Source organism: Salipaludibacillus neizhouensis, assembly GCF_002886185.1.
Taxonomy (GTDB): Bacteria; Bacillota; Bacilli; order Bacillales; family Salisediminibacteriaceae; genus Salipaludibacillus; species Salipaludibacillus neizhouensis.
Map to the genome: position 1 here is coordinate 1,075,953 of NZ_KZ614146.1, position 25,501 is coordinate 1,101,453.

Consider the following 25,501-nt stretch of genomic DNA (forward strand, 5'->3'; position numbering starts at 1 on the left):
ATAAGTATTTTCTTAACTTGTTTAATAAACGATGAATTCTTTCCTAACAGTTTCGTGTGGTATACCCTTCACACACGAGAGGAAAACTAAAACAAAGTAAGAACTCTCGGTTAAAACTGAAACGAATCATAAATAACAGTCATCTCAACACCAACACGTTGATGATGGCTGTTTTTATGTTTTTAGAGCTGTTCCATTCTGCTAATTTGGAAGTAGAGAGCTATCCACCCTTGTTTACCCTTTTTTTCCTGTATTTAGAAGGTATTATACTTTGATTTGTCGAATTAGAAGAAAATTGGATTGGATTAGAGAGGGGTTTTGGTTTAATGATTCTGGTTAGCTCCTGTTTAGCAGGATTACAAATTAGAAATAACGGTACTCATAGTTTAAATAACACAATTAAAGAATTAGTGGAAGCAAATAAAGCTGTTACTATATGCCCTGAATTACTTGGTGGTTTTTCCACTCCCAGAGAACCCGCTGAAATAATAGGTGGAGAAGGTGATGATGTTTTAGCTGGTAAGGGAAGGGTGATCGATCGGTCAGGAAACGATGTATCGGATCTATACATTAAGGGGGCTTATGCCACATTAGAAAAAGCGAAAGAAATAAACGCAGAAATTGTTGTCCTCAAGGAAAATAGTCCATCCTGTGGGAGTTCAACGATTTATAATGGAGAATTTGCAGGGAAGAAGATTGTTGGAAATGGGGTTACTTCTGCGCTACTTAAAAGAAACGGTATTCAGGTAATCTCTGAAGAGGAGTTTTCTGAAGGTACACCTTTTAGAAAGGAACGCTTATGTATGCAGGTCAAAACTATAGCTGAGAGCACGTTCGAAGACCTAGAATCGGGATAGATTGTATCAGTGATCGATTACAATTATTTTACAGTAAGCTACTTTAGATTTTAATCAAGCGGGAGGAACGATGATGAATAATTATATTTGTGAAACTTGTGGTGTTCAATATGAAGGCTCAGTTACTACACCAGAGTATTGTACGATTTGTACGGAAGCAAGACAATATGTAAGTCCAAATGGGACATCCATGGACGACTTTGAAAAAAATGATAGATGCTGGTTTCAAAAATCAAATCCAATTTGAAGAGGATCGGTTATACAGTTTTAAAACGGAACCTAAATTTGGAATTGGCCAAACAGCTTATTTTATTCAAACGGAAGGGTTTAATATCGTTTGGGATTGTATTGCTTTAATAGATGACCATAGCTTTAAGGAGATAAATGAGTTGGGAGGGATTGATGCTATTGCTATATCTCATCCTCATTATTATGCAAGTCAAGTTGAATGGGCCGAGAAATTTAATGTTCCGGTCTACATTCATGAGGATGACAAAGAATGGGTAATGAGGCCAAGTGATCAGATTGTTTATTGGTCAGGAGAATCCCTTGAACTACAAAACGAGATTGTACTTCATCGTTTAGGTGGACATTTTAAAGGTGGTTCTGTCTTAGAATGGAAAGACGGTAATGACAATAAAGGGGTTTTACTAACAGGAGATGTGATTCAAGTAGTTGCTGATCACAACTGGGTTAGTTTTATGTATAGCTATCCTAATCTCATACCATTACCTGCATCAAAAGTAGAAGAAATTGCTCAGTCAGTTGAAAAAATGAAATTTGATCGATTATACAATGCCTTTCATAATATTGTTAGGGATGATGCGCATAACTCCGTACAAAAATCTGCCAAGAGGTATATGGAAGCCTTAAACGGAACGCTATTTAATACTTAGCATTTTACAAATATTATCCAAAACATTTGTTATTACTAACAGTTAAGTAAAATATTAAAAGGGAAGCAGAGAACCGTCCCTTTGTTTGGATTGGAGTGCTATCATGGGGGAAACTATTTATAAAAGTGAAAAAGGAAAACAAATAATCATCCAACACTATGAAGAGTACTTAAAATCATTGGAGTTTGATATTGAACGAGTTTATGTGGATACAAGCTTTGGAAAAACGCATGTTCTTGTAGCGGGTCCAACAGATGGAAAACCTATTTTTATCTTCCAAGGTGGCAATTGTATCAATCCAATGACGTTATCATGGTTTTCACTTTTAGCAGAAAAATTTAGGATTTATGCACCTGATACGATTGGTCACCCGGGATTTAGCGACGAAAATAGAATTTCTGCAAAGGATGAAAGTTTTGCTCAATGGATAAAAGAATTAATGAACTATTTTAATATTGAACACAGTGCATGCATAGGTCCATCTTACGGTGCTGGAATTATCTTACGGTTGGCAGCCTTTATGCCAGAAAAAATTGATTGCGCAGTTTTAGTATCTCCAGCAGGAATAAAGTTAGGTTCTAAAATTAAAATGATGAAAGACATTCTACTACCTTTGGTCATATATAGAATCACTTCATCAGAAAAACATTTGAATAAACTCGCCGGCAATATGTCGGATCATAGCATGAAAGAATTGGATAAACAAATTATTGGTGATATCTTCAAATTCATAAAACTTGAACAAGAAATGCCCAAATTAACTGAGATGAGTGAGTTAACCAATTTTAAATCACCTACTTTAATCATAGCAGGGAAAAAAGATATTTTCTTTCCTGAAAATAAAGTGAAGAAAGCTGCTGAAGAAATTATCCCTAATTTAACGGCTTTTAAAAGCTACGATATAGGACATTTCCCATCTGAAGAATCCTTAACAAAAATTAATAATGAGATTATGGAATTTTTTAAAATCAATTACTAAAATATGAAGTTTTGATCACAAACGAGCGATCGCATAAACAGCGGTTGTGAAGATACTAGGAGAGTTTAGTTAATCTCTGGCGTTGTTATAGATTCTGTAATCTTATAGGGAAATATAGAGGAGGCAAAAATTGAAGAATAAATCTAAAAGGAGATGGTTATTCCTTTTCATGGGGATTGTTTTATCCATTTTTTTTTTTATTTTCAAAACAATGCCATTGTTACAACTGAATACAGTATTAGTTCTGATACACTTCCACAAAGCTTTAATGATTATAAAATAGTTCAATTATCTGATCTGCACAGCAAGTCTTTTGGAAATGATCAAAGTGATTTAGTTAACAGAGTGAAGAAAGTATCGCCAAATTTGATCGTATGTACGGGTGATTTAGTTGACGCAGACAGATATGATGAGGAACCTAGTTTTTTGTTAATGGATAAATTAGTTCAAATTGCTCCAGTTTATTATGTGACAGGAAATCATGAATGGTGGTCGGGGGAATTCAATTCATTAGAAGATAAGCTTAACGACATAGGTGTACATGTCATGAGAAACACAGCAAAGATAATTACCAATGGCACTGATAATATACACCTTGTAGGAATAGATGACCCAGCTGAAGTGGTAAATTCCGATGGAGAACGAACCATATTGAAAGAAAATATTGAGGATGCAATAGAAGAAGTTGAAAAAGGAAATAATTTTGAAATTCTTTTATCACACAGACCTGAAATGTTCTCCATTTATTGAGAATATGAATTTGATGTTGTTTTCTCAGGTCATGTACATGGTGGACAAGTTAGAATGCCATTCGTGGGTGGCTTAGTTGCTCCAAACCAAGGCTTTTTTCCAACGTACACTTCTGGGAAATACAATGCAGATGATACGACTATGATTGTAAATAGAGGACTCGGAAATAGCATTATTCCGTTAAGGATTTTTAATCGGCCAGAAATTGTTGCAGTGACTTTGAATGCTGTTAAATAATTCGTTTAAATGTGTTATTCAGAAATTCTATGAATCTATTGAGCCCAACCCTTGGACTACCAAATTTGATGGTAAATATATAGATGGATTTATGCAGGGATATAGTAGGATTTGAAATTTTAATCACTAAGGTGGAGGGGAAATGGTATGGCAGATTACACAAGAGATATAAGAAATATTGTAGGCAATAGACCACTTATTTTAGTTGGTTCAACAATTATTGTTTTAAATGAAAAGAAAGAGATTTTACTTCAACATAGGTCGGATACAAAAGAATGGGGGTTACCAGGTGGAGCGATGGAACTTGGTGAAAGTTTAGAACAAACTGCTGAACGAGAACTGTTTGAGGAAACAGGATTGAAAGCAATTGGATTTGAGTTTATGGATACATTGTCAGGTGAAGAATTGTATTTTAAATATCCTAATGGCGATGAAGTATTTAACGTAATTTGTGTTTACTATGCGAAAAATACATATGGGGAATTAAGCATGGATGGCGAAAGTATAGAATTAAAATATTTTTCTTTGAGTGAATTACCTTCTATCTTAGATAAAAGAGCAAAATTAATTATTGGCAAACATTTAATACAAAGAAATAAACATAGATGGTAATCGTGGGTTTTATGTTTGCAATCAATCATTTTCTAAGCAAGAATCACAGAAAAGGGGGGATGAAATGTCGTTAAATATATTATTACCACTACTCATTGCAGCAATTGTCGGAGGCATTGGATATGTCCTGTATAGATTATTTAAGTCTAAGTGTGGAAGAACATGATGCTTAAATAATATCTTAATAACTAAAAGAGGAATTTAGAGTTAAAAAGGAAGCAGAGAACCGTCCCGGTGTACTGTTATGACCTGAAGGAGAGTGGGTAATATGATTAAGGCTGTTGTATTCGATTTAGATGGAACTTTGCTAAACAGAGATGCGTCTGTAAGGGTTTTTATTGATAAACAATATGAGCGACTTAATAAATGGTTAAAACATATCCCAAAAAATAAATACATAAATAGGTTCATAGAACTTGATCATAGAGGTTATGTCTGGAAGGATAAGGTCTACAAACATTTAGTCGATGAATTTAATATTGTAGGGATGACTTGGGAAGAATTCCTTCAAGACTATATTAATCAATTTCAACATAGTTGTGTCCCTTTTTCTAATCTCGTGAGCATGATTAAAGAATTGAAAAATAAACACCTTAGCCTCGGAATGATTACCAATGGAAAAGGACAGTTTCAAATGGACAATATTAAAGCTTTAGGTATCGAAAAATACTTTGACACAATTCTTATATCGGAATGGGAAGGTATGAAAAAGCCTGAACCTCAAATTTTTAATAAGGTACTAAGTCAACTTAAGGTCCGGCCTAAAGAATCTGTTTATATTGGTGATCACCCGATAAATGATGTAAAAGCTGCTCGAAATGCTGGTATGAAAAGCATATGGAAACAAAGTGATCAATGGGATAATGTTAAAGCAGATTTTATAGTGAGTGATTTAAAGGATATCCCCTTTATTGTAAGTAGATTAAGTAGTCAAAATGTGGAGTAATAACTACCATGATAGTTACATAATTAATACATCAAATAAACAAGACAGGACACAATAAGTGAATCAATTATCCTGAATTGTATTGGAGGGGAAATTCACATGGCGAAAGAAGAAAAACTAAACGAAGAAGCTGCATTAAATAATAATTTGCCTTCTTCTACTTTACAAATGAATCAAGATATCATCAAACTTCATGAAAAACCGAAGTTAGATAATCCAGATAGACATAAAAAGGATAACGAAAAATAAGTGGGAACAATCACATAAATGTAAAGGCAGAGAACAATGGTTCTTTGCCTTTATAATGTTCTATTACTATTGTTAAAATACCTCATTTACTTCCCAAGATTCTACTGTCAGGTAAGCGGTTTGGGGATCATAGCCTTTTCCTATTAAATAACTGATGGCAGCCACTTCCCTCATGGCATGGAGATGTGATGTAACTTGAGCTTCTTGAAGGCCGTATTGAACAAAAGGTTCTACCATGGACAAAGTATGTTGTTTTAACTGTTGTATTTGCTGGGCGGGGTATGGCTGTGGATTGTGATAAGAATGTTGTACTAGATTTCCATAGTGTGGGTTAGGTGAAGATGGATAATTATTATAATGATGCATAAAACCAGCTCCTTTTTTCGTAAATACACATTAACCTATGTTTGAATTTACTACGTAGTGTGCCTAATTAATTTACGTAACACCCCCAATTCTAGTTTTATAAGATAGGATGATATAACGTACCTTCTCGGAGCATAGGCATATGATGTTTTTAGAAACGATGAAGGGAATGATGAGAACATGAATTATGGCCATAACTCGTATCCATATCCTTATTACGTTAATCCGCCAAATTATAACTCAGACGATATGTTAAGAAATAGTCAAGGATTAAATGAAAAAGTAACGGAAGCAATTCTTGCTGGGGTAAAAAGAGAAGCTAATGCTTTTGATTTCTATACACGATTAGTAAATACGGCACCAAATCAAATGCACAGGAATGAGATTCTTCAAGCGTTAGATTTGAAAAAAGTTCATGTGGCCCAACTTACTAATCTTTATACGAATGTTACTGGAAGGCAGCCCGAGTATCAGGTTGAAAATATTCCATTTCATAGTTATGAAGATGGTTTACGAAAGGCTTATGAAGCAGAATTAGAGGGGTTTGATGACTATCAGAAAAGCAGTTTACTAACGCAGAATCCTCACGTTCAAAATGTATTTTTAGGGGTATTGCATGGGGAAGAAGCGAATGCGACGCGGATGATGTCTTTAAATGATGAAGCGGCAGATCGATTAAATGATTATGGTACAGAACCACTTGTCATTGACATAGAAGAGGTTACAACGCAGAACAACACTTTCCGCACTGCTTTATGGACGGGGGATCATTTGCAAGTAACCTTAATGAGTATCGATGTTGGCGATGACATTGGTTTAGAACTTCATCCAAACCTCGATCAATTTATCCGGATCCAGGAAGGGCAAGGAATCGTACAAATGGGGGATAGCCAAGACCAGTTGGATTTTCAAGAAAGAGCCTATGCAGACTACGCGATTATGGTACCTGCTGGAAAATGGCACAACCTAACGAATACGGGTAATCAACCAATTAAACTTTACTCGATTTATGCGCCTCCTGAACATCCACATGGAACGGTTCATGAAACGAAAGCTGATGCCATGGCTGCGGAAGAAAGCCAGGATCATTAATTGATCCAGATAAAAAACAAGGTGAGGATAGGAAAAAGTTGAAGCTAACTAACTTTTCCCTATCCTTATTTATTTACCTGAAAAACGAGAAGGAACATTTTTTCATAGGAAGGAAATTACTCTCAACGACAATATTATGCGAACACGAGCTGTGAAATACAGGTCGTTTTTTTCTGTCTGAGAGCCAAAGTGATGGAAGAATATGTTAAAATAAAAAGAACTTGTGCTTTATCGTTTCGTTTCTAATAGAATACCAGAATGGTGAGGTGAAAGAATGAACGATATCAAAGAAAGATTAAGAAAACTAAAAGCAAAGCGGGAAAACCTTGCTAGTGAGTTTGATGTTGTTGTTAAAGAATATGAATCCAGTGATGTCCTTTCAGAAAATGAAAAATTACGGACTGCACTGCATGATCAAATACTAGATGAAAAAACAAATATTTTAAAAGTCTCAAAGGAAAAATTACATACGTATTTCGGTACGAAGATAGAACCTACGCGTGATCAATTATCCGATTTTGAAAAGGTATCAAAAACAGAAATTGAAAAGTTAAAAGAACGCATCACAAAGTTGCTTCGCGATGACGAAGAATCAATGAAGCTAAAATTACAGGACTTATCAAACGAAGTTGAAGACATGATTCTAAAGGAACAGGCCTTGCTTGCCAAAGAAGAGCAGAATTTATTGCATTCTTTTTCAGGTACTTATGAACAGTTGGGTAAAGAAGACGTGTCGGAGGATGTCATTCAAAAGCGAATGAAGCAAAACCGCCTTGAAATGAAAATAGGGTTAAACGTAATCAATAAGCTAGGCATACTTTTAATTATTTTTGGTGTGGCGGCGGCCTTCAGGTATTCCTATACCACCTGGTTCAATGATTACCTAAAAGGTGGCATGTTTTCCGTTCTCGGTATCCTTATGCTCATTGGCGGAGAAAGCTTGTATCGAAAGGACAGACAGACTTTTTCGCTCGGTGTTATCGGAGGAGGGATAGCCGTATTATATGGATCCGTTTTCTTTAGTTATTTTTTATTAGAGATTATTGGACTCACAGTTGCTTTGTTAATCTCGATGTTAATTACGGTTACTGCTGTGATTCTTTCGCTTCGTTATGAATCGAAAACAATTTGTACATTTGGATTAGTAGGCGGATATATTCCGTTTTACTCGTACTTGTTTTCTTTCGGTTTAGAAGGATATGCGGTAACGGCAGCGATGGCTTATTTGCTTATACTGAGCGGATCAATTTTATGGATCTCCTTTCAAAAACAGTGGAACCTCGTACACTATATTAGCTTTCTATTAAACATTCCATCATTTTTCATTTTGATTGCACTTTCCGCAAACAGTGGAATTAGTATGGTTTATACAATTTTAACGTTCCTGCTCTATTTAGTATTAACGATTGGGTATCCGTTGACATATAAAGTTTCATTAAAATGGATCGATGTGACAGTGTTAGCTTTTAACACTGCGATAAGTTGTACAGTCATTTATCATCTTTTTAATGGCTTAGGCTGGGATGATTTCAGAGGACTATTGGCCATTGGTTTCGGCGTTATTTACTTTGGATTAGGGAGATTTGTTGAACAAAGGATGGCGAACGAAAAGCAAACAAGGGTACTATTTTACGGTACATCGATAACGTTTGCTGTTTTAGTAGTTCCTTTTCAGTTCGGGATTGAATGGTTAGCGATCGGATGGTTAATCGAAGGTATTGTAATCATGCTTTACGCTAATCGTTACAAGCTAGTATTACTTGAAAAAGCAGGCTGGGCTGTTTTTGGATTGACGGTCGCAACGTTTTCACTTGAAATTCTTCAATACATGAATGTTCTTCATGTTCAAAGAATTGACTTCTTTCATGTTAGGTATTTTGCTATCATGACTGGTTTAATCATTGTGATGGTTTATTATGTGCTAGATCAGATGAAAAAAGAGAGTACGAAACTCTTTAATAGATTTGCCCGTTTTATTAGAGGTTTAAAATATTTTACGCTTGTGAACCTATGGGTATACGTTATTTATGAAAGTACGTATGTTTTTAACCAGAACGTACCTGATTATTATGAGCACTTTTCTTTTTATCAATGGCTATTATTTTCGTTTATTTCGGTTGGATTTGGCTATGCTCTCAAGAAAATTCCTCTTTTGTACGATCGAATGGTAAGTTATTTCTGTTTGTTTTTATACGTGATTGGAAGTTTGGTTGGGCTACTTGTGACGTTGACAATCCCAGCTTTAGGTGGCGATCAGAATACGTTTACCGATTACATCGCGTTGGTGATCTTAATTGGATTTAACTTTTTGATTTATGCGACAGGTCGTGATCTTTTAATGGCTTATATCCGTGGACAATATAAAAATGCAGAGTTGTATCCACTAATTCTATCCATCTATTTTATTGCGGTTTTAGCGGCATTTCTTAATGTTCAATTCCAGTTAGGTGATGTTAGTTTTGTGATAAGTTTGATATTCCTAGCAGTTGCTGTTGGTTATATTTTATACGGTTTTAAAAGAAAATATGTGTATGTTCGTCGTATCGGGCTTGGGTTAACACTGTTCTCAACGGGGAAGTTATTTCTCTTTGACCTCGGATTTTTGACGGAAACGAGTAAAATTCAGGCTTATTTCTGCTTCGGTTTAGTATTGCTAGGAATATCATATATTTATCAAAAAGTATCGAGTTCACAAAATGAACAAGCCCAAAGGAAAAATGAAACGACTTAAAATATAGTGAAGAAACAAAGCAATACACAGGAGGCATGATGGATAAAGTGAAGCAGGTAATTAAAAAGCCTTGGTTTCTTGGGATGCTTATTTGTATATTTGTTGCCGTCGTCTTATGGAATTCCCGATTGAGAAGAGAAAGTACGGACTCTCTCAGAGTAATTTAACAACGGACTATACCGGTCTTCTTCCCAAAAGAGTGGAAAGGGTCGTTAAAGCAGAAAATTCGGCGGCTCTCCAACGGATTGTTAGAGAAGCAAACGAAAGTGGACAACAGATTTCGGTCGCGGGGTTACAGCATTCACAAGGTGGTCATACCTATTACGAAGATGGTGTTGTGCTTGATATGCGTACATTTAATGACGTAATAAACATCGACGAGCAGGCGAAAACGATACGTATAGAAGCTGGAGCAACTTGGGAGGATGTCCAAGAAGAAGTATTGCCATATGGATTAGCCTTGAAAGTGGCCCAATCACAATCAATTTTTACAATCGGTGGTTCCCTTTCTGTCAATGCACACGGGCGAGATATCCGTTTTGGTCCCATGGCTGGAACTGTAAAGGAATTGACGCTTTTAACGCCGACCGGTGAAATCAAGACGGTCACCCGTGATAACTCGGCAAGTTGGATGAAGTACGTGTTAGGCGGATATGGTTTGTTTGGGGTTATTTTAGATGCAACATTAGAATTAACGGAAAATGATGTTTACACTATTCATACGGAAGAATTAAAAACAGAAGACTATGAATCCTATTTTTCGAATCTGTTAGATAATGAAAATACGGTGATGCACTATGCAAGAGTAAGTGTTGCGCCAAGTAGTTTTCTAGATGAAATGTATGTGATTGATTACGCCGAAACAGGTAACCAGGATAATGAAACGCCACTTAAAGGCGAACAAGGTGTTCGACTAAGTAAATTCGCACTCGATATCGGTCGAACAGGGGGTATCTTGGAGGATCTATTCTGGGAAACACAAAAACGATATATTAATTCCATTGATGGAAACTCAATTACTCGAAACAACGCGATGCGATCGGAATCTACGTTCATGGAATTTACGAAACCTGGCAAAGTGGAAGTGTTACAAGAATTTTTTGTACCGCTCAATTCCTATGAAGAATACATCGGTGATTTAAAGCAACTACTCCCGCGTGACGACAAGGACGATGATTTTAAAATACATAATATTACGTTGCGGTATGCAGCTGAAGACCTCACACAAGTTTAAATTATGCGACTGAAGATATGATAGGTCTGGTTGTATTAATCCAGCACGGTTTAGATAAAGAAGACATTGCGAAGGCAGAAACAATTATTCAAGACTGGACCACCTTAACCAATGAATATGGTGGGACCTATTATTTACCTTATTATCGATATCAAACGAAGGAACAATTCAAGGAGTCCTATCCCAATTGGCAAGACTTCAAAGAAGAAAAAGTAAAACGAGATCCAAATGATATTTTTCAAAATTTATTTTATAACCATTACATTATAATGAAGGAGTTTGTTATGAAAACTAGGAGAGTGTGGCATATCCCTCTTGTTGTCACTGTGGGTCAGGTCGCCATTTTTCCATACTATATCATTTGGTTAAAAGAGGTCTCCATGAATTTCACCTTGTTTGCGTGGATGTTTGCGGTATTTTCTTTTTCTGCCGCATGGGGGTATCGAGTGTTTCAGTCGAAAAAGAAGAAAACCACTTTCGGAATCTCATTTATTTATATTAGCATGGGTCTTGTCTATATACTTGTAGGATCTTTGAAAAATTCATTTGAATTACTTCCATACATTGTTGTTTTTCTACAGGTTTTCCTAGGTTTTTTACAGGGCTACTTTCGTGCATGGCATATCGAACAGAAGACCTATAAACTACACGCTGTGAATCACTATTTAATAGTGGGAGTCACTATGATAGGTCTATCTTTCGTTCAAATTGTTTCTCCCGTTATTTTTATTATGGCATTTGGTGCCCTTTTGTGTGGTTGTGGTGTGTGGGATTTCAGTAGTAAAAAGAACATAAATGTTAACAAGAAGGAAGCAGAGAACCGTCCCTAGCTTTCAATAACCTCTATCAAAAGTTTTTCGAATTTAGACCTGTCTTCTTGGGTGAATGCCTTTGGACCTTTCGTTCGCTGGCCGCTTTTTCTTGCCATGGCACTCAGATATCGAGTATCAAGCAACTGTTCAATATTTTCATTTGTGTAGGCGAATCCTTTATGATGAAGGACTTTGCATCCTTTTGCCATGCCTAGTGATGCTAGACCGTAATCCTGAGTAATAATAATGTCATCTTTTCGTGTTAGTTGCATAATTTTATAATCCGCAGCCTCAGCTCCAGTGTCGACGTAAACGGTCTCCACACCTTCAGGCTCTTCATTATTGGAAAAATGAGCATAGCTTTTTACAAGAACGACAGGAATCTCAGCCCTCTTTGCAACCGCTATGGCGATATTTTTAACGGGACTTGCATCTGCATCGACGTATATTTTCATAACAATACCCCCCCAATATGGCTTACTATAGATTTATGTATCAAGTGTTACTACCATTGTATTTGATTTTAATCTTTATATCAAAGCGGAGGTTTATTATGCGTAATCGAATATAGGCTGGATGTAAGGAAGTAGATTACTCTTCTTTGTATTCATTTAATGGAGGGAATGCAATTTCTTATAAAACCGCAATGGAATAATAGATGTTAAATAACAGCGATCAATGAAAACTAGAATACTCAGGCTTTATTAAAATAGAGGGTGATTATGAATCCCAACACCTACTATTATATAGAGTGAAAATCATCTCTTTGTCTTTAAAATAAGCAAGTTACTTCTATTATAATGGCACGTAAAAAATAGGGTGATGACAAAACAAGTGTTATAGTTACGTATCAGAAGTGCTAGTAGTTATATGTTGTTGGGTTTGACACCTTAAAAAGGTTTGTAAATTAAAATGAAATAATAGTAGACTATAAGGAAAGGATGTGATATGATTTTAGTCCGTCGTTAAGAAATAGTTTTTTAACACGGTTCATATCATTATTAAAAAACATCTTGCAAAGATGGTATTATTCTGGTATAGTTAATATCTTGCTTCGGATAACAAGCGAAACGAGTTAAATAAGTTGTTGACTTTCAATTGATATATTGATATAATATAAAGATTGACTCGAAAACAACGATCAACACATTGACCTTTGAAAACTAAACAAAAAGCCAAGCAAAGTGGGATATTTTAAAATATCCCGTCAAATGAAACAAATCGTTGAATGGTAACATTCGACAAACGCCAGACGAAAGTTTGGTTTTGATGTCTAGGACATCAAGCTTGATGATAAGTCATCATACTTTATCGGAGAGTTTGATCCTGGCTCAGGACGAACGCTGGCGGCGTGCCTAATACATGCAAGTCGAGCGCAGGAAACAAGCTGATCCCTTCGGGGTGACGCTTGTGGAATGAGCGGCGGACGGGTGAGTAACACGTGGGCAACCTGCCTTGTAGACTGGGATAACTCCGGGAAACCGGAGCTAATACCGGATGACCAACGGAATCGCATGATTCTGTTGTAAAAGTGGGGATTTATCCTCACACTACGAGATGGGCCCGCGGCGCATTAGCTAGTTGGTAAGGTAATGGCTTACCAAGGCAACGATGCGTAGCCGACCTGAGAGGGTGATCGGCCACACTGGAACTGAGACACGGTCCAGACTCCTACGGGAGGCAGCAGTAGGGAATCATCCGCAATGGGCGAAAGCCTGACGGTGCAACGCCGCGTGAACGATGAAGGTTTTCGGATCGTAAAGTTCTGTTATGAGGGAAGAACAAGTGCCGTTCGAATAGGGCGGCACCTTGACGGTACCTCACGAGAAAGCCCCGGCTAACTACGTGCCAGCAGCCGCGGTAATACGTAGGGGGCAAGCGTTGTCCGGAATTATTGGGCGTAAAGCGCGCGCAGGCGGTCTCTTAAGTCTGATGTGAAAGCCCACGGCTCAACCGTGGAGGGTCATTGGAAACTGGGGGACTTGAGTGTAGGAGAGGAAAGTGGAATTCCACGTGTAGCGGTGAAATGCGTAGATATGTGGAGGAACACCAGTGGCGAAGGCGACTTTCTGGCCTATAACTGACGCTGAGGTGCGAAAGCGTGGGGAGCAAACAGGATTAGATACCCTGGTAGTCCACGCCGTAAACGATGAGTGCTAGGTGTTAGGGGTTTCGATGCCCTTAGTGCCGAAGTTAACACATTAAGCACTCCGCCTGGGGAGTACGACCGCAAGGTTGAAACTCAAAGGAATTGACGGGGGCCCGCACAAGCAGTGGAGCATGTGGTTTAATTCGAAGCAACGCGAAGAACCTTACCAGGTCTTGACATCCTCTGACCACCCAAGAGATTGGGATTTCCCCTTCGGGGGACAGAGTGACAGGTGGTGCATGGTTGTCGTCAGCTCGTGTCGTGAGATGTTGGGTTAAGTCCCGCAACGAGCGCAACCCTTGATCTTAGTTGCCAGCATTCAGTTGGGCACTCTAAGGTGACTGCCGGTGATAAACCGGAGGAAGGTGGGGATGACGTCAAATCATCATGCCCCTTATGACCTGGGCTACACACGTGCTACAATGGATGGTACAAAGGGCTGCAAGACCGCGAGGTCAAGCGAATCCCATAAAGCCATTCTCAGTTCGGATTGCAGGCTGCAACTCGCCTGCATGAAGCCGGAATTGCTAGTAATCGCGGATCAGCATGCCGCGGTGAATACGTTCCCGGGCCTTGTACACACCGCCCGTCACACCACGAGAGTTTGTAACACCCGAAGTCGGTGAGGTAACCTTTTTGGAGCCAGCCGCCGAAGGTGGGACAGATGATTGGGGTGAAGTCGTAACAAGGTATCCCTACCGGAAGGTGGGGATGGATCACCTCCTTTCTAAGGAGCATTTAAGCTCAACTTATTGAATCGAACTTTGTCTTGGACTTTTTGTTTAGTTTTGAGAGGTTAGTCTCTCAAAGCTTCTTTTCTTTGAAAGAAGCCTTTGTCCTTTGAAAACTGGATAACGAAATGACTGAAAAGAATCACCGGTTATACCCTTTGAATACGTTCAAAGAAAGTGAACCGAGTGTCTTAGATGTAGGCTAAGAAAGACGCCACCAATTGTGAGTGGAAATTATCCGAAGAATTTTATATTCGAAGATAATTTTTGCAAGGAGAACCAAGGAGATCGAGGAAGCAAATGACGAATCCCCGGAGCGTACAACCGTACGTGAGGAGATGAGGAGTGCAGCTGACGATGAGATCTGCCGGTAATCCGCAACAAAAAATGGTTAAGTTAGAAAGGGCGCACGGTGAATGCCTTGGCACTAGGAGCCGAAGAAGGACGGGACGAACACCGATATGCTTCGGGGAGCTGTAAGTAAGCTTTGATCCGGAGATTTCCGAATGGGGGAACCCCTTATCCGTAATGGGATAAGATCCACACTTGAATACATAGAGTGTGAGAAGGCAGACCTGGGGAACTGAAACATCTTAGTACCCAGAGGAAGAGAAAGCAAATGCGATTTCCTGAGTAGCGGCGAGCGAAACGGAAACAGCCCAAACCAAGAGGCTTGCCTCTTGGGGTTGTAGGACATTCCATATGGAGTTACAAAGAGTCTGTGTAGATGAAGCGACCTGGAAAGGTCCGCGAGACAAGGTAAAAGCCCTGTAGTCGAAATGCAGACTCCTCCGGAGTGTATCCTGAGTACGGCGGGACACGTGAAACCCCGTTGGAAACTGGGAGGACCATCTCCCAAGGCTAAATACTACCTAGTGACCGATAGTGAACCAGTACCGTGAGGGAAAGGTGAAAAGCACCCCGGAAGGGGAGTGAAATAGATCTTGAAACCGTGTGCCTACAAGTAGTTGGAGCCCGTTAATGGGTGACAGCGTGCCTTTTGTAGAATGAACCGGCGAGTTACGATCCCATGCAAGGTTAAGCTGAAAAGGCGGAGCCGCAGCGAAAGCGAGTCTGAATAGGGCGAATGAGTATGTGGTTGTAGACCCGAAACCGGGTGATCTACCCATGTCCAGGGTGAAGTCCAGGTAACACTGGATGGAGGCCCGAACCCACGCACGTTGAAAAGTGCGGGGATGAGGTGTGGGTAGGGGTGAAATGCCAATCGAACTCGGAAATAGCTGGTTCTCCCCGAAATAGCTTTAGGGCTAGCCTCGAGGGAAGAGTTTTGGAGGTAGAGCACTGATTGGACGAGGGGTCCCCACAGGATTACCGAATTCAGTCAAACTCCGAATGCCAAAAACTTATCCTCGGGAGTCAGACTGCGAGTGCTAAGATCCGTAGTCAAGAGGGAAACAGCCCAGACCATCAGCTAAGGTCCCAAAGTATACGTTAAGTGGAAAAGGATGTGGAGTTGCTTAGACAACCAGGATGTTGGCTTAGAAGCAGCCATCATTGAAAGAGTGCGTAATAGCTCACTGGTCGAGTGACTCTGCGCCGAAAATGTACCGGGGCTAAACGTATCACCGAAGCTATGGACAGACACCTTCGGGTGTCCTGTGGTAGGGGAGCGTTCCAAGGGCGTCGAAGCATGACCGGAAGGACATGTGGAGCGCTTGGAAGTGAGAATGCCGGTATGAGTAGCGAAAAGAGGGGTGAGAATCCCCTCCGTCGAAAGCCTAAGGTTTCCTGAGGAAGGCTCGTCCGCTCAGGGTAAGTCGGGACCTAAGCCGAGGCCGAAAGGCGTAGGCGATGGAAAACAGGTTGAAATTCCTGTACCACCACGTTTCCGTTTGAGTAATGGGGGGACGCAGTAAGGTAGGGTAAGCGCACCGTTGGTTGTGTGCGTCGAAGCAATTAGGCTGACAAGTAGGTAAATCCGCTTGTCGTGAAGGCTGAGTTGTGATCGCGAGGGAAATTTAGTACCGAAGTTCCCAATCCTACACTGCCAAGAAAAGCCTCTAGCGAGGAAGCTGGTGCCCGTACCGCAAACCGACACAGGTAGGCGGGATGAGAATTCTAAGACGCGCGGGAGAACTCTCGTTAAGGAACTCGGCAAAATGACTCCGTAACTTCGGGAGAAGGAGTGCTCTATTAGGGTGCAAGCCCGAGAGAGCCGCAGTGAATAGGCCCAAACGACTGTTTATCAAAAACACAGGTCTCTGCCAAGCCGCAAGGCGATGTATAGGGGCTGACACCTGCCCGGTGCTGGAAGGTTAAGAGGAGGGGTTATCCCGTAAGGGAGAAGCTCTGAATTGAAGCCCCAGTAAACGGCGGCCGTAACTATAACGGTCCTAAGGTAGCGAAATTCCTTGTCGGGTAAGTTCCGACCCGCACGAAAGGTGCAACGATTTGGGCACTGTCTCAACGAGAGACCCGGTGAAATTATATTACCAGTGAAGATGCTGGTTACCCGCGACAGGACGGAAAGACCCCATGGAGCTTTACTGTAGCTTGATATTGGATGTTGGAACAGCTTGTACAGGATAGGTAGGAGCCTTGGAAACCGGAGCGCTAGCTTCGGTGGAGGCATTGGTGGGATACTACCCTGGCTGTTTTGACATTCTAACCTCGGACCGTGATCCGGTTCAGGAACAGTGTCAGGTGGGCAGTTTGACTGGGGCGGTCGCCTCCTAAAGAGTAACGGAGGCGCCCAAAGGTTCCCTCAGAATGGTTGGAAATCATTCGTAGAGTGCAAAGGCATAAGGGAGCTTGACTGCGAGACATACAGGTCGAGCAGGGACGAAAGTCGGGCTTAGTGATCCGGCGGCACCGTATGGAAGGGCCGTCGCTCAACGGATAAAAGCTACCCTGGGGATAACAGGCTAATCTCCCCCAAGAGTCCACATCGACGGGGAGGTTTGGCACCTCGATGTCGGCTCGTCGCATCCTGGGGCTGAAGTAGGTCCCAAGGGTTGGGCTGTTCGCCCATTAAAGCGGCACGCGAGCTGGGTTCAGAACGTCGTGAGACAGTTCGGTCCCTATCCGTCGCGGGCGCAGGAAATTTGAGAGGAGCTGTCCTTAGTACGAGAGGACCGGGATGGACACACCGCTGGTGTACCAGTTGTTCCGCCAGGAGCATCGCTGGGTAGCTACGTGTGGAAGGGATAAGTGCTGAAAGCATCTAAGCATGAAGCCCCCCTCGAGATGAGATTTCCCATCACGTAAGTGAGTAAGATCCCTCAGAGAAGATGAGGTAGATAGGTCTCGTGTGGAAGCATGGCGACATGCGGAGCTGAGAGATACTAATCGATCGAGGACTTAACCAAATGTTTTACTCTAAGCAACGATTCTTTTCAGTCCATCACGTTATCCAGTTTTGAGAGGTCAACGACCACTCACTATGTCCAGTGACGATCGCGGAGAGGTCACACCCGTTCCCATGCCGAACACGGAAGTTAAGCTCTCCAGCGCCGATGATAGTTGGGGGTTTCCCCCTGTGAAAGTAGGACGCCGCTGGGCAATTATGAAAAGACATTCTCTTTGGAGAGTGTCTTTTTTGTGGTTTTAAAGGGTTGTGCGGCTATAATATTGGAGGTAGGTAGAAACCAAGAGCATGAGTGAGAATAAGTGAGTTTGAAAAGTCCTTTTCGAGGTAGGTGCTACGGTGGTAGCACCTACAAACGTAGCAGGTAGAAACCAAGAGTATGAGCGAGAATAAGCGAGTTTGAAAAGTCCTTTTCGAGGTAGGTACTACGGCGGTAGCACCTACAAACGTAGCAGGTAGAAACCGGGAGGATGAGCGAGAATAAGGTAATTTGAAAAGGTGCTTCTACTATTAGTGACATTCAAAGCGACGAAGAAGTGAAGATAGTAGATATGCTTGACGTTTTCCGTCAGTGGGTGCGAATGTTTCAGCCTGAGAGTAATTAACCAAGTAATTTAGAGACATTCAATACCGGTTTTTCATTTTAACATTACTATAGCTAAAATAGTTACCTTAAAAGCTTTCTTGGTAACGGAGTGTACGTACTATACGGTTCTTGAAAGTAATCTCTTGATAGACATGATACGATCCATGTAAATCACAGGCTTTACATTCTATATTAAAACTGAAGCGCAGAACCGTCCCCTTGTTTTATTATTTGTTAAAATAAAACTTAAAATATAGAATTAACCCATATTACACTGTATAATTTATAATTCGTACCGAAGTACAGAGAACTGCCCCCCAAATCTTCTTCTTTGTACAAAATCAAAATAGCATTTATACTGGTATAGTAATGAAAAAGGTTTAATTATTTTTTGTGCCAATGCATAAAGTAAATGAAAAACCAAAGTTTAGAGGAGGAAATGACTATGGACCCACGAGAATTTAGAAATGCTTTAGGTTACTTTTCTACAGGTGTTACTGTCATTACAGGAAAAGTAGACGATAAACTAATAGGATTAACTGCAAATGCTTTTTCATCACTATCATTAGATCCACCTTTGATATTGGTTTGTATTGATAAGAAAGCGAGTAGCATGGCTGCTTTTAACAAACAAAGTCCTTTCGCAGTAAATATTCTTCAAGAAGGACAAGAAGATGAATGTTGGAGATTTGCCAAACGAGCAGAGGACAAATATGAGGGAGCTTCGTATACTTTTTCCAAAGATGGAGTACCAATTTTAAATGATAATCTTGCTACGCTTGAATGTACAGTAGAAGAAGTACTCGAAGGTGGGGACCACTATATTGTAACCGGCCGTGTGCAGAGCGCATCACGAAATGAACAATTAAAACCACTTTTATTTTTTGGTGGAAAAACAGGCCACTTAGCAGAATAAAACGTAAATGGTTGTTTACAGAAATTAACAAAGACTCTTTCTTTTGTGGAAAGGGTCTTTGTTGATAAGAATGTAATAGCTCTGTTTACGGCACGCTTTTCAAGAAGAACTAGCCCTTAGCACTTAAATTGATGGTTGCGAAAGCTTACAATGTGGGTATTCCATTCAGAAGTAATGAAGCAAAGAACCGTCCCCTGCTTCGGGTTTAGGAAGCTGATTTCCTGGTAAGTGATTGTTGTTCAGGTTTTTCGTTCTTTAGCCGGTAGGGGCTAATTATCCAATATAAACATCCTACGAAAAAGGCTCCTCCAACAATGTTTCCCAGTGTGACAGGGACTAGATTGCTAAAATAACCGGCGATCGTAACTGTTTCAGGACTTGGATGAATAAGAGCTAGTCCTAGGATAGCCATATTTGCAATACTATGTTCATAGCCTGAAACGATAAAAGTAGTTAGGATCCAAAGAATCATCATCATTTTTGCTGCATCATTTTTAGTTCTCAATGAACACCAAATCGCTAGACACACGAGCCAGTTACATAATACTCCACGAACGAATAATTCTGTTGTGCTCAAACTCATTTTAGTTGACGCGATCTTCATTAAAAAATGATCGCCTGTAATGCCTGAGAAAATTCCAGAGTATAAAATGAGTACGCAGAATAGCGTTGCTCCCAAGAAATTACCTAAGTAACACCATCCCCAATTTTGAAGCATCTGTTTAGGTGTGGTTACTCCAGACAACGTACTTACGGAGAAAAACATATTATTGCCGGTGAAAAGTTCTGATCCCGCAAACAGAATTAATACTAAAGCAACTCCAAATGATAAAGCAAAGAGTAGTGATGCTACTGGAGATGATATCTCTGCAAACGAACTGCCAATCGAAACGCTTAACACAACTGCCAGTCCAATATAGGCGCCTGATAAACAGGCTGACACTAAATATCTTCCTAAACTTGTATTTAACAGCTTCACTTTAGCCAGGGCCATACTATTCAATGTTTGTATCGTATCTTTATACAACTTGTCCATCTCCTAACCATAATTTCAATGTAAGTATAGTGCGATATTTTAATCATAAGTAACATCCTATAGCAACGGTTTAGTAAAATGTTGATGATTGTTATATTTACTTACATACATTTTGAACAATCCCTGAGATGATGTTGTTAATAGTGTACAGAAGAGAGTGACATGTGGAAATCACTTTTTTCTTCTGTTTTTTGAAAACAAAAAAGAAGCAGCCACCTAAGGCAACTTCCAGAGTTAATCTAAGATGTGAAGATTTATTGATCTGTATTACTCAAGCGAATTATTTTCATTTTGCTGTCTTAGTTCTTTTTCGGCTAAACCAAGGTTCACTTCGCGAAGTTCTGTGTATTCATCGACGGAGTCGCCAGGAATTTGACGAGCATCGGAAGAAACGGTGATTTTTTCTTTTTTAGGTGCATTAGTTAGTGTAGGTTTTTTTCTGAGAAATGATTTATCAGTGCTCATATGTTTCCCTCTCCTTTGGTTATCGTATATATTCAGCGTTGTAACTATTTTCTCCAGCATATACAGTCAGTAATGTATCTGAGTAACCGACTAAACGATTAATAATTTCATCTATGATCGCAAATAATAAGGGATGAGATTCATATTCGTGCAAGATGGGGTCTTGGACGACAATGGTCGTTTTCATAAATACATCTCGGTTGCCTTGTAATTCATAGTGAATAATGACCGTAGCCGCCGCACCGCCTGTTGTTGGTTCACTTAATTCTTTAAAAAACACGTACCATTCTTCGGACGTAGCGGAGCGAAAGTTTTTTGTGAATGTCATGCCTTCTATTACTTCCTGTATGTTCAGGCCAAACGTTGGTTGTTGAAAATTGTTGATGTTATTTCCCATGAAAATTCACCGCCTAATTCTAGTTTGACCAGATGATTACGATAGATGTGCGTTAATTTTTTCCTGGATGAACATAATAATTCAGGAAAAAGTCTAATGGTGAGGCCGATTTCCTCTACCTCATATTAGAGGCTATTATAAGCAAAACATTAATGTTAATATAAAAGCTGTCGTGTAGAAGTAGTTGAAAATATTATTTTAATAAAAGGGAAGGTAAGATAAATCCCTGGGAGAGTGAAGAATGTGAAACAAAATCAATGGACAGCTTTAGGGTTGATTGGAACGGCTGTACTTTTTTCCTTAAGTCTGTGGTTTAGCGCGACAGTTATAGGACCAAATCTCAAACTAGTCTGGGGTCTGACCCCAACAACCGAGGCATGGCTTTCAGCGTCAGTTCCTCTTGGATTTGTCATTGGTGCATTGATTAGTGCTTATTTCGGATTGCCTGATCGATTCAATACCAGAAAACTATTTGCGATTTCTGCATTTATTGGAGCAATTTTAAATTTACTATTAATTTTTGTGAATATCGCAAGTATAGGTATACTTATCCGTGTTCTTACTGGACTCACTCTGGCAGGTGTATATCCGCCGGCAGTGAAGTTGATCGCACAATGGTTTCCAAAGCAACGCGGCTTGGCAACTGGTACATTAATTGCTGCGTTAACACTTGGATCTTCATTACCACATTTAATATCTTTGATCGTGGTAGTTGAGGAAGCGTTTCTAGTATTGTTCATTAGTTCAACCTTAGCATTGATTTCAGCCTTTATTGTAGGCATGGTATTAGTGGATGCACCAACGCCCTCGACAAAAACGCATTTTTCAATGAAGACCATGAAACGAGTCCTGAATAACAAACCAGTCATGTTAGCCAATTACGGATACTTTGGACACATGTGGGAGCTCTATGCAATGTGGACTTGGCTTCCTGCATTTTTAACAGCCAGCTTTTTAACTTATTCTTCCTCTTTGGATCTTGGATTGAGTGTGTTCGTCTCTTTTCTAGCCATTGGTATTGCTGGGGGGCTTGGTTCTATTATAGGAGGGATTTTAGCTGATAAAATTGGTCGGTCTAATTTAACGATCATCTCATTGTCCGTGAGTTCGGTTTGCGCGCTATTAATAGGATTCACTTTTGGGAGCAATATATGGTTAACGATCACTTTAGCTCTCATATGGGGATTTTTTGTGATTGCCGATTCGGCCCAGTTTTCTGTAGCAGTTTCCGAGTTTGCAGAGGTTGAATATCTAGGAACAGCTTTAACCTTTCAAATGTGTATTGGATTCTTAATTACAATTATTACGATTAATCTTATTCCGTGGCTTCAAATGTGGGTAGGTTGGGAATGGGCATTTGTTGTGTTAAGCATTGGACCAATTTTAGGCATTGTAGCGATGGTTAAGTTTAAAGTCTATGAAAAAACACAAGAAAGCCAATTAGACTATTCGGGTTATTCATCCTAATCAAGCTACTTACGGCGTTGCTAATTTTTTATGTCCGTGCCTCTTTCTGCTTATCACTAAAAAGGAGAAGTTTTTGATATACTTCGTCTGAGTAACTGCAACAGGAAAACTAATTTATGCAAAGTCCCGGAAAAGAGAAGGATTAAGCTCGTCATAGAAAACTAAGCTAGTTTCTTCTATAGCTTATAAGATTAAATGTCATAGATGAAAGATTGATGTCTTATAGGTACTTACTAAGAAGGAGTTAACATTAGTAGTTTATCAGCAGAGGATAAATAATAGTAGACTATTAGAATATGCTGTGTTATGATATTAGTCCGTCGTTAAGAAATAGTTTTTATTAAAAAACATCTTGCAAAGATGGTGTTATTCTGGTATAGTTAATATCTCGCTTCGGATAACAAGCGAAACGAGTTAAATAAATAGTTGTTGACATTCAATTGATATATTGATATAATATAAAAGTTGACTCGAAAATAACGATCAACACATTGACCTTTGAAAACTAAACAAAAAGCCAAGCAAAGTGGGATATTTTAAAATATCCCGTCAAATGAAACAAATCGTTGAATGGTAACATTCGACAAACGCCAGACGAAAGTTTGGTTTTGATGTCTAGGACATCAAGCTTGATGATAAGTCATCATACTTTATCGGAGAGTTTGATCCTGGCTCAGGACGAACGCTGGCGGCGTGCCTAATACATGCAAGTCGAGCGCAGGAAACAAGCTGATCCCTTCGGGGTGACGCTTGTGGAATGAGCGGCGGACGGGTGAGTAACACGTGGGCAACCTGCCTTGTAGACTGGGATAACTCCGGGAAACCGGAGCTAATACCGGATGACCAACGGAATCGCATGATTCTGTTGTAAAAGTGGGGATTTATCCTCACACTACGAGATGGGCCCGCGGCGCATTAGCTAGTTGGTAAGGTAATGGCTTACCAAGGCAACGATGCGTAGCCGACCTGAGAGGGTGATCGGCCACACTGGAACTGAGACACGGTCCAGACTCCTACGGGAGGCAGCAGTAGGGAATCATCCGCAATGGGCGAAAGCCTGACGGTGCAACGCCGCGTGAACGATGAAGGTTTTCGGATCGTAAAGTTCTGTTATGAGGGAAGAACAAGTGCCGTTCGAATAGGGCGGCACCTTGACGGTACCTCACGAGAAAGCCCCGGCTAACTACGTGCCAGCAGCCGCGGTAATACGTAGGGGGCAAGCGTTGTCCGGAATTATTGGGCGTAAAGCGCGCGCAGGCGGTCTCTTAAGTCTGATGTGAAAGCCCACGGCTCAACCGTGGAGGGTCATTGGAAACTGGGGGACTTGAGTGTAGGAGAGGAAAGTGGAATTCCACGTGTAGCGGTGAAATGCGTAGATATGTGGAGGAACACCAGTGGCGAAGGCGACTTTCTGGCCTATAACTGACGCTGAGGTGCGAAAGCGTGGGGAGCAAACAGGATTAGATACCCTGGTAGTCCACGCCGTAAACGATGAGTGCTAGGTGTTAGGGGTTTCGATGCCCTTAGTGCCGAAGTTAACACATTAAGCACTCCGCCTGGGGAGTACGACCGCAAGGTTGAAACTCAAAGGAATTGACGGGGGCCCGCACAAGCAGTGGAGCATGTGGTTTAATTCGAAGCAACGCGAAGAACCTTACCAGGTCTTGACATCCTCTGACCACCCAAGAGATTGGGATTTCCCCTTCGGGGGACAGAGTGACAGGTGGTGCATGGTTGTCGTCAGCTCGTGTCGTGAGATGTTGGGTTAAGTCCCGCAACGAGCGCAACCCTTGATCTTAGTTGCCAGCATTCAGTTGGGCACTCTAAGGTGACTGCCGGTGATAAACCGGAGGAAGGTGGGGATGACGTCAAATCATCATGCCCCTTATGACCTGGGCTACACACGTGCTACAATGGATGGTACAAAGGGCTGCAAGACCGCGAGGTCAAGCGAATCCCATAAAGCCATTCTCAGTTCGGATTGCAGGCTGCAACTCGCCTGCATGAAGCCGGAATTGCTAGTAATCGCGGATCAGCATGCCGCGGTGAATACGTTCCCGGGCCTTGTACACACCGCCCGTCACACCACGAGAGTTTGTAACACCCGAAGTCGGTGAGGTAACCTTTTTGGAGCCAGCCGCCGAAGGTGGGACAGATGATTGGGGTGAAGTCGTAACAAGGTATCCCTACCGGAAGGTGGGGATGGATCACCTCCTTTCTAAGGAGCATTTAAGCTCAACTTATTGAATCGAACTTTGTCTTGGACTTTTTGTTTAGTTTTGAGAGGTTAGTCTCTCAAAGCTTCTTTTCTTTGAAAGAAGCCTTTGTCCTTTGAAAACTGGATAACGAAATGACTGAAAAGAATCACCGGTTATACCCTTTGAATACGTTCAAAGAAAGTGAACCGAGTGTCTTAGATGTAGGCTAAGAAAGACGCCACCAATTGTGAGCCTCTTCGGAGGTATTGGCAAGCAGGACCTGGAAGTTCGCGGAAGCAAGCGATGAGTCACCGGAGCGTACTTAGGTACGTGAGGATGATGAAGAGTGCAGCTGACAAAGACATTCAAAGGTCATGTGCAGCCAAACGCAAAAAATGGTTAAGTTAGAAAGGGCGCACGGTGAATGCCTTGGCACTAGGAGCCGAAGAAGGACGGGACGAACACCG

General features: G+C 40.7%; 16 protein-coding genes, 4 rRNA genes and 2 pseudogenes. 17 read left to right on the forward strand and 5 right to left on the reverse strand.

Features of this window, described 5'->3' with window-relative positions; all coding sequences use genetic code 11:
- Positions 1–326: 326 nt before the first annotated feature.
- The 7 genes and pseudogenes from CEF18_RS05065 (at position 327) to CEF18_RS25750 (ending at position 5,526) form a co-directional block, all read left to right on the forward strand.
- Positions 327–857 carry a 2-thiouracil desulfurase family protein gene (locus tag CEF18_RS05065; RefSeq protein WP_110935489.1) on the forward strand — a complete coding sequence of 177 codons (531 nt, stop codon included), beginning with the start codon at positions 327–329 and terminating at the stop codon, positions 855–857.
- Between the two features lie 73 nt (positions 858–930).
- Positions 931–1,753 (forward strand): annotated as a pseudogene (locus tag CEF18_RS05070) (hypothetical protein).
- Between the two features lie 103 nt (positions 1,754–1,856).
- A complete protein-coding gene (locus CEF18_RS05075) occupies positions 1,857–2,732 on the forward strand; it encodes an alpha/beta fold hydrolase (protein ID WP_110935490.1) in 876 nt (291 codons plus the stop codon).
- A gap of 153 nt (positions 2,733–2,885) precedes the next feature.
- Positions 2,886–3,719: pseudogene (locus tag CEF18_RS05080) on the forward strand (metallophosphoesterase).
- Between the two features lie 147 nt (positions 3,720–3,866).
- Positions 3,867–4,331, forward strand: a complete 465-nt coding sequence (locus CEF18_RS05085) for an NUDIX hydrolase (protein WP_110935491.1) — start codon at positions 3,867–3,869, stop codon at positions 4,329–4,331.
- Positions 4,332–4,599: 268 nt separating this feature from the next.
- On the forward strand, positions 4,600–5,277 hold the full coding sequence (locus tag CEF18_RS05090) for an HAD family hydrolase (protein WP_110935492.1): 678 nt from the start codon (positions 4,600–4,602) through the stop codon (positions 5,275–5,277).
- Between the two features lie 99 nt (positions 5,278–5,376).
- On the forward strand, positions 5,377–5,526 hold the full coding sequence (locus CEF18_RS25750) for a hypothetical protein (protein ID WP_183041014.1): 150 nt from the start codon (positions 5,377–5,379) through the stop codon (positions 5,524–5,526).
- 72 nt (positions 5,527–5,598) lie between these two features.
- Here CEF18_RS25750 and CEF18_RS05095 read toward each other — a convergent pair whose 3' ends face one another.
- On the reverse strand, positions 5,599–5,892 hold the full coding sequence (locus tag CEF18_RS05095) for a hypothetical protein (RefSeq protein ID WP_223292241.1): 294 nt from the start codon (positions 5,890–5,892) through the stop codon (positions 5,599–5,601).
- Between the two features lie 180 nt (positions 5,893–6,072).
- On the opposite strand from CEF18_RS05095, the gene CEF18_RS05100 reads away from it, so the two are divergent.
- From CEF18_RS05100 to CEF18_RS26300, 4 genes are all read left to right on the forward strand, one after another.
- Positions 6,073–6,984, forward strand: coding sequence for a cupin domain-containing protein (locus CEF18_RS05100; protein WP_110935493.1), 912 nt, complete (start codon positions 6,073–6,075; stop codon positions 6,982–6,984).
- 274 nt (positions 6,985–7,258) lie between these two features.
- Positions 7,259–9,715, forward strand: coding sequence for a DUF2339 domain-containing protein (locus CEF18_RS05105; protein WP_223292242.1), 2,457 nt, complete (start codon positions 7,259–7,261; stop codon positions 9,713–9,715).
- Between the two features lie 70 nt (positions 9,716–9,785).
- The gene (locus tag CEF18_RS26295) at positions 9,786–10,949 is read left to right on the forward strand and encodes an FAD-binding oxidoreductase (RefSeq protein ID WP_223292243.1); all 1,164 of its coding nucleotides are present in this window, start codon (positions 9,786–9,788) and stop codon (positions 10,947–10,949) included.
- Between the two features lie 17 nt (positions 10,950–10,966).
- Entirely contained in the window at positions 10,967–11,779 is an 813-nt protein-coding gene (locus CEF18_RS26300) for a hypothetical protein (protein ID WP_223292244.1), read from the forward strand.
- Here CEF18_RS26300 and CEF18_RS05115 read toward each other — a convergent pair.
- On the reverse strand, positions 11,776–12,216 hold the full coding sequence (locus CEF18_RS05115; protein WP_110935494.1) for a YaiI/YqxD family protein: 441 nt from the start codon (positions 12,214–12,216) through the stop codon (positions 11,776–11,778). The two genes, CEF18_RS26300 and CEF18_RS05115, sit on opposite strands and share 4 nt — an antisense overlap.
- Positions 12,217–13,069: 853 nt before the next feature.
- On the opposite strand from CEF18_RS05115, the gene CEF18_RS05120 reads away from it, so the two are divergent.
- The 4 genes from CEF18_RS05120 to CEF18_RS05135 all read left to right on the forward strand — a co-directional run bounded on the left by CEF18_RS05120 (position 13,070) and on the right by CEF18_RS05135 (position 19,471).
- Positions 13,070–14,637 (forward strand): 16S ribosomal RNA (locus tag CEF18_RS05120).
- A 393-nt stretch (positions 14,638–15,030) separates the two neighbouring features.
- Positions 15,031–17,970: ribosomal RNA gene (locus CEF18_RS05125) — 23S ribosomal RNA — on the forward strand.
- A gap of 77 nt (positions 17,971–18,047) precedes the next feature.
- Positions 18,048–18,163: ribosomal RNA gene (gene rrf, locus CEF18_RS05130) — 5S ribosomal RNA — on the forward strand.
- Together the 16S, 23S and 5S rRNA genes form the textbook arrangement of a ribosomal RNA operon.
- Before the next feature lie 837 nt (positions 18,164–19,000).
- Positions 19,001–19,471 (forward strand): flavin reductase family protein, encoded by a 471-nt coding sequence (locus tag CEF18_RS05135; protein ID WP_110935495.1) that lies wholly within the window; start codon positions 19,001–19,003, stop codon positions 19,469–19,471.
- Between the two features lie 205 nt (positions 19,472–19,676).
- Here the strand turns inward: CEF18_RS05135 and CEF18_RS05140 are convergent, their stop codons facing one another.
- From CEF18_RS05140 to CEF18_RS05150, 3 genes are all read right to left on the reverse strand, one after another.
- A complete protein-coding gene (locus CEF18_RS05140) occupies positions 19,677–20,498 on the reverse strand; it encodes a formate/nitrite transporter family protein (protein ID WP_110935496.1) in 822 nt (273 codons plus the stop codon).
- A gap of 276 nt (positions 20,499–20,774) precedes the next feature.
- Positions 20,775–20,972: a hypothetical protein gene (locus CEF18_RS05145; RefSeq protein WP_110935497.1), complete on the reverse strand. Its 198-nt coding sequence runs from the start codon at positions 20,970–20,972 to the stop codon at positions 20,775–20,777.
- Positions 20,973–20,991: 19 nt separating this feature from the next.
- The gene (locus CEF18_RS05150; RefSeq protein WP_110935498.1) at positions 20,992–21,369 is read right to left on the reverse strand and encodes a hypothetical protein; all 378 of its coding nucleotides are present in this window, start codon (positions 21,367–21,369) and stop codon (positions 20,992–20,994) included.
- Between the two features lie 243 nt (positions 21,370–21,612).
- Here CEF18_RS05150 and CEF18_RS05155 point away from each other — a divergent pair, with 243 nt between their 5' ends.
- Together CEF18_RS05155 and CEF18_RS05160 are read left to right on the forward strand one after the other, a co-directional pair.
- Positions 21,613–22,836: an MFS transporter gene (locus CEF18_RS05155; protein WP_110935499.1), complete on the forward strand. Its 1,224-nt coding sequence runs from the start codon at positions 21,613–21,615 to the stop codon at positions 22,834–22,836.
- Between the two features lie 650 nt (positions 22,837–23,486).
- Positions 23,487–25,054: ribosomal RNA gene (locus CEF18_RS05160) — 16S ribosomal RNA — on the forward strand.
- Positions 25,055–25,501 lie beyond the last annotated feature (447 nt).

Coding starts and splice junctions, on each gene's coding strand:
- CEF18_RS05065 (WP_110935489.1), top strand. CDS start 327: ATGATTCTGGTTAGCTCCTGTTTAGCAGGATTACAAATTAGAAATAAC.
- CEF18_RS05075 (WP_110935490.1), top strand. CDS start 1,857: ATGGGGGAAACTATTTATAAAAGTGAAAAAGGAAAACAAATAATCATC.
- CEF18_RS05085 (WP_110935491.1), top strand. CDS start 3,867: ATGGCAGATTACACAAGAGATATAAGAAATATTGTAGGCAATAGACCA.
- CEF18_RS05090 (WP_110935492.1), top strand. CDS start 4,600: ATGATTAAGGCTGTTGTATTCGATTTAGATGGAACTTTGCTAAACAGA.
- CEF18_RS25750 (WP_183041014.1), top strand. CDS start 5,377: ATGGCGAAAGAAGAAAAACTAAACGAAGAAGCTGCATTAAATAATAAT.
- CEF18_RS05095 (WP_223292241.1), bottom strand. CDS start 5,892: ATGCATCATTATAATAATTATCCATCTTCACCTAACCCACACTATGGA.
- CEF18_RS05100 (WP_110935493.1), top strand. CDS start 6,073: ATGAATTATGGCCATAACTCGTATCCATATCCTTATTACGTTAATCCG.
- CEF18_RS05105 (WP_223292242.1), top strand. CDS start 7,259: ATGAACGATATCAAAGAAAGATTAAGAAAACTAAAAGCAAAGCGGGAA.
- CEF18_RS26300 (WP_223292244.1), top strand. CDS start 10,967: ATGATAGGTCTGGTTGTATTAATCCAGCACGGTTTAGATAAAGAAGAC.
- CEF18_RS05115 (WP_110935494.1), bottom strand. CDS start 12,216: ATGAAAATATACGTCGATGCAGATGCAAGTCCCGTTAAAAATATCGCC.
- CEF18_RS05135 (WP_110935495.1), top strand. CDS start 19,001: ATGGACCCACGAGAATTTAGAAATGCTTTAGGTTACTTTTCTACAGGT.
- CEF18_RS05145 (WP_110935497.1), bottom strand. CDS start 20,972: ATGAGCACTGATAAATCATTTCTCAGAAAAAAACCTACACTAACTAAT.
- CEF18_RS05150 (WP_110935498.1), bottom strand. CDS start 21,369: ATGGGAAATAACATCAACAATTTTCAACAACCAACGTTTGGCCTGAAC.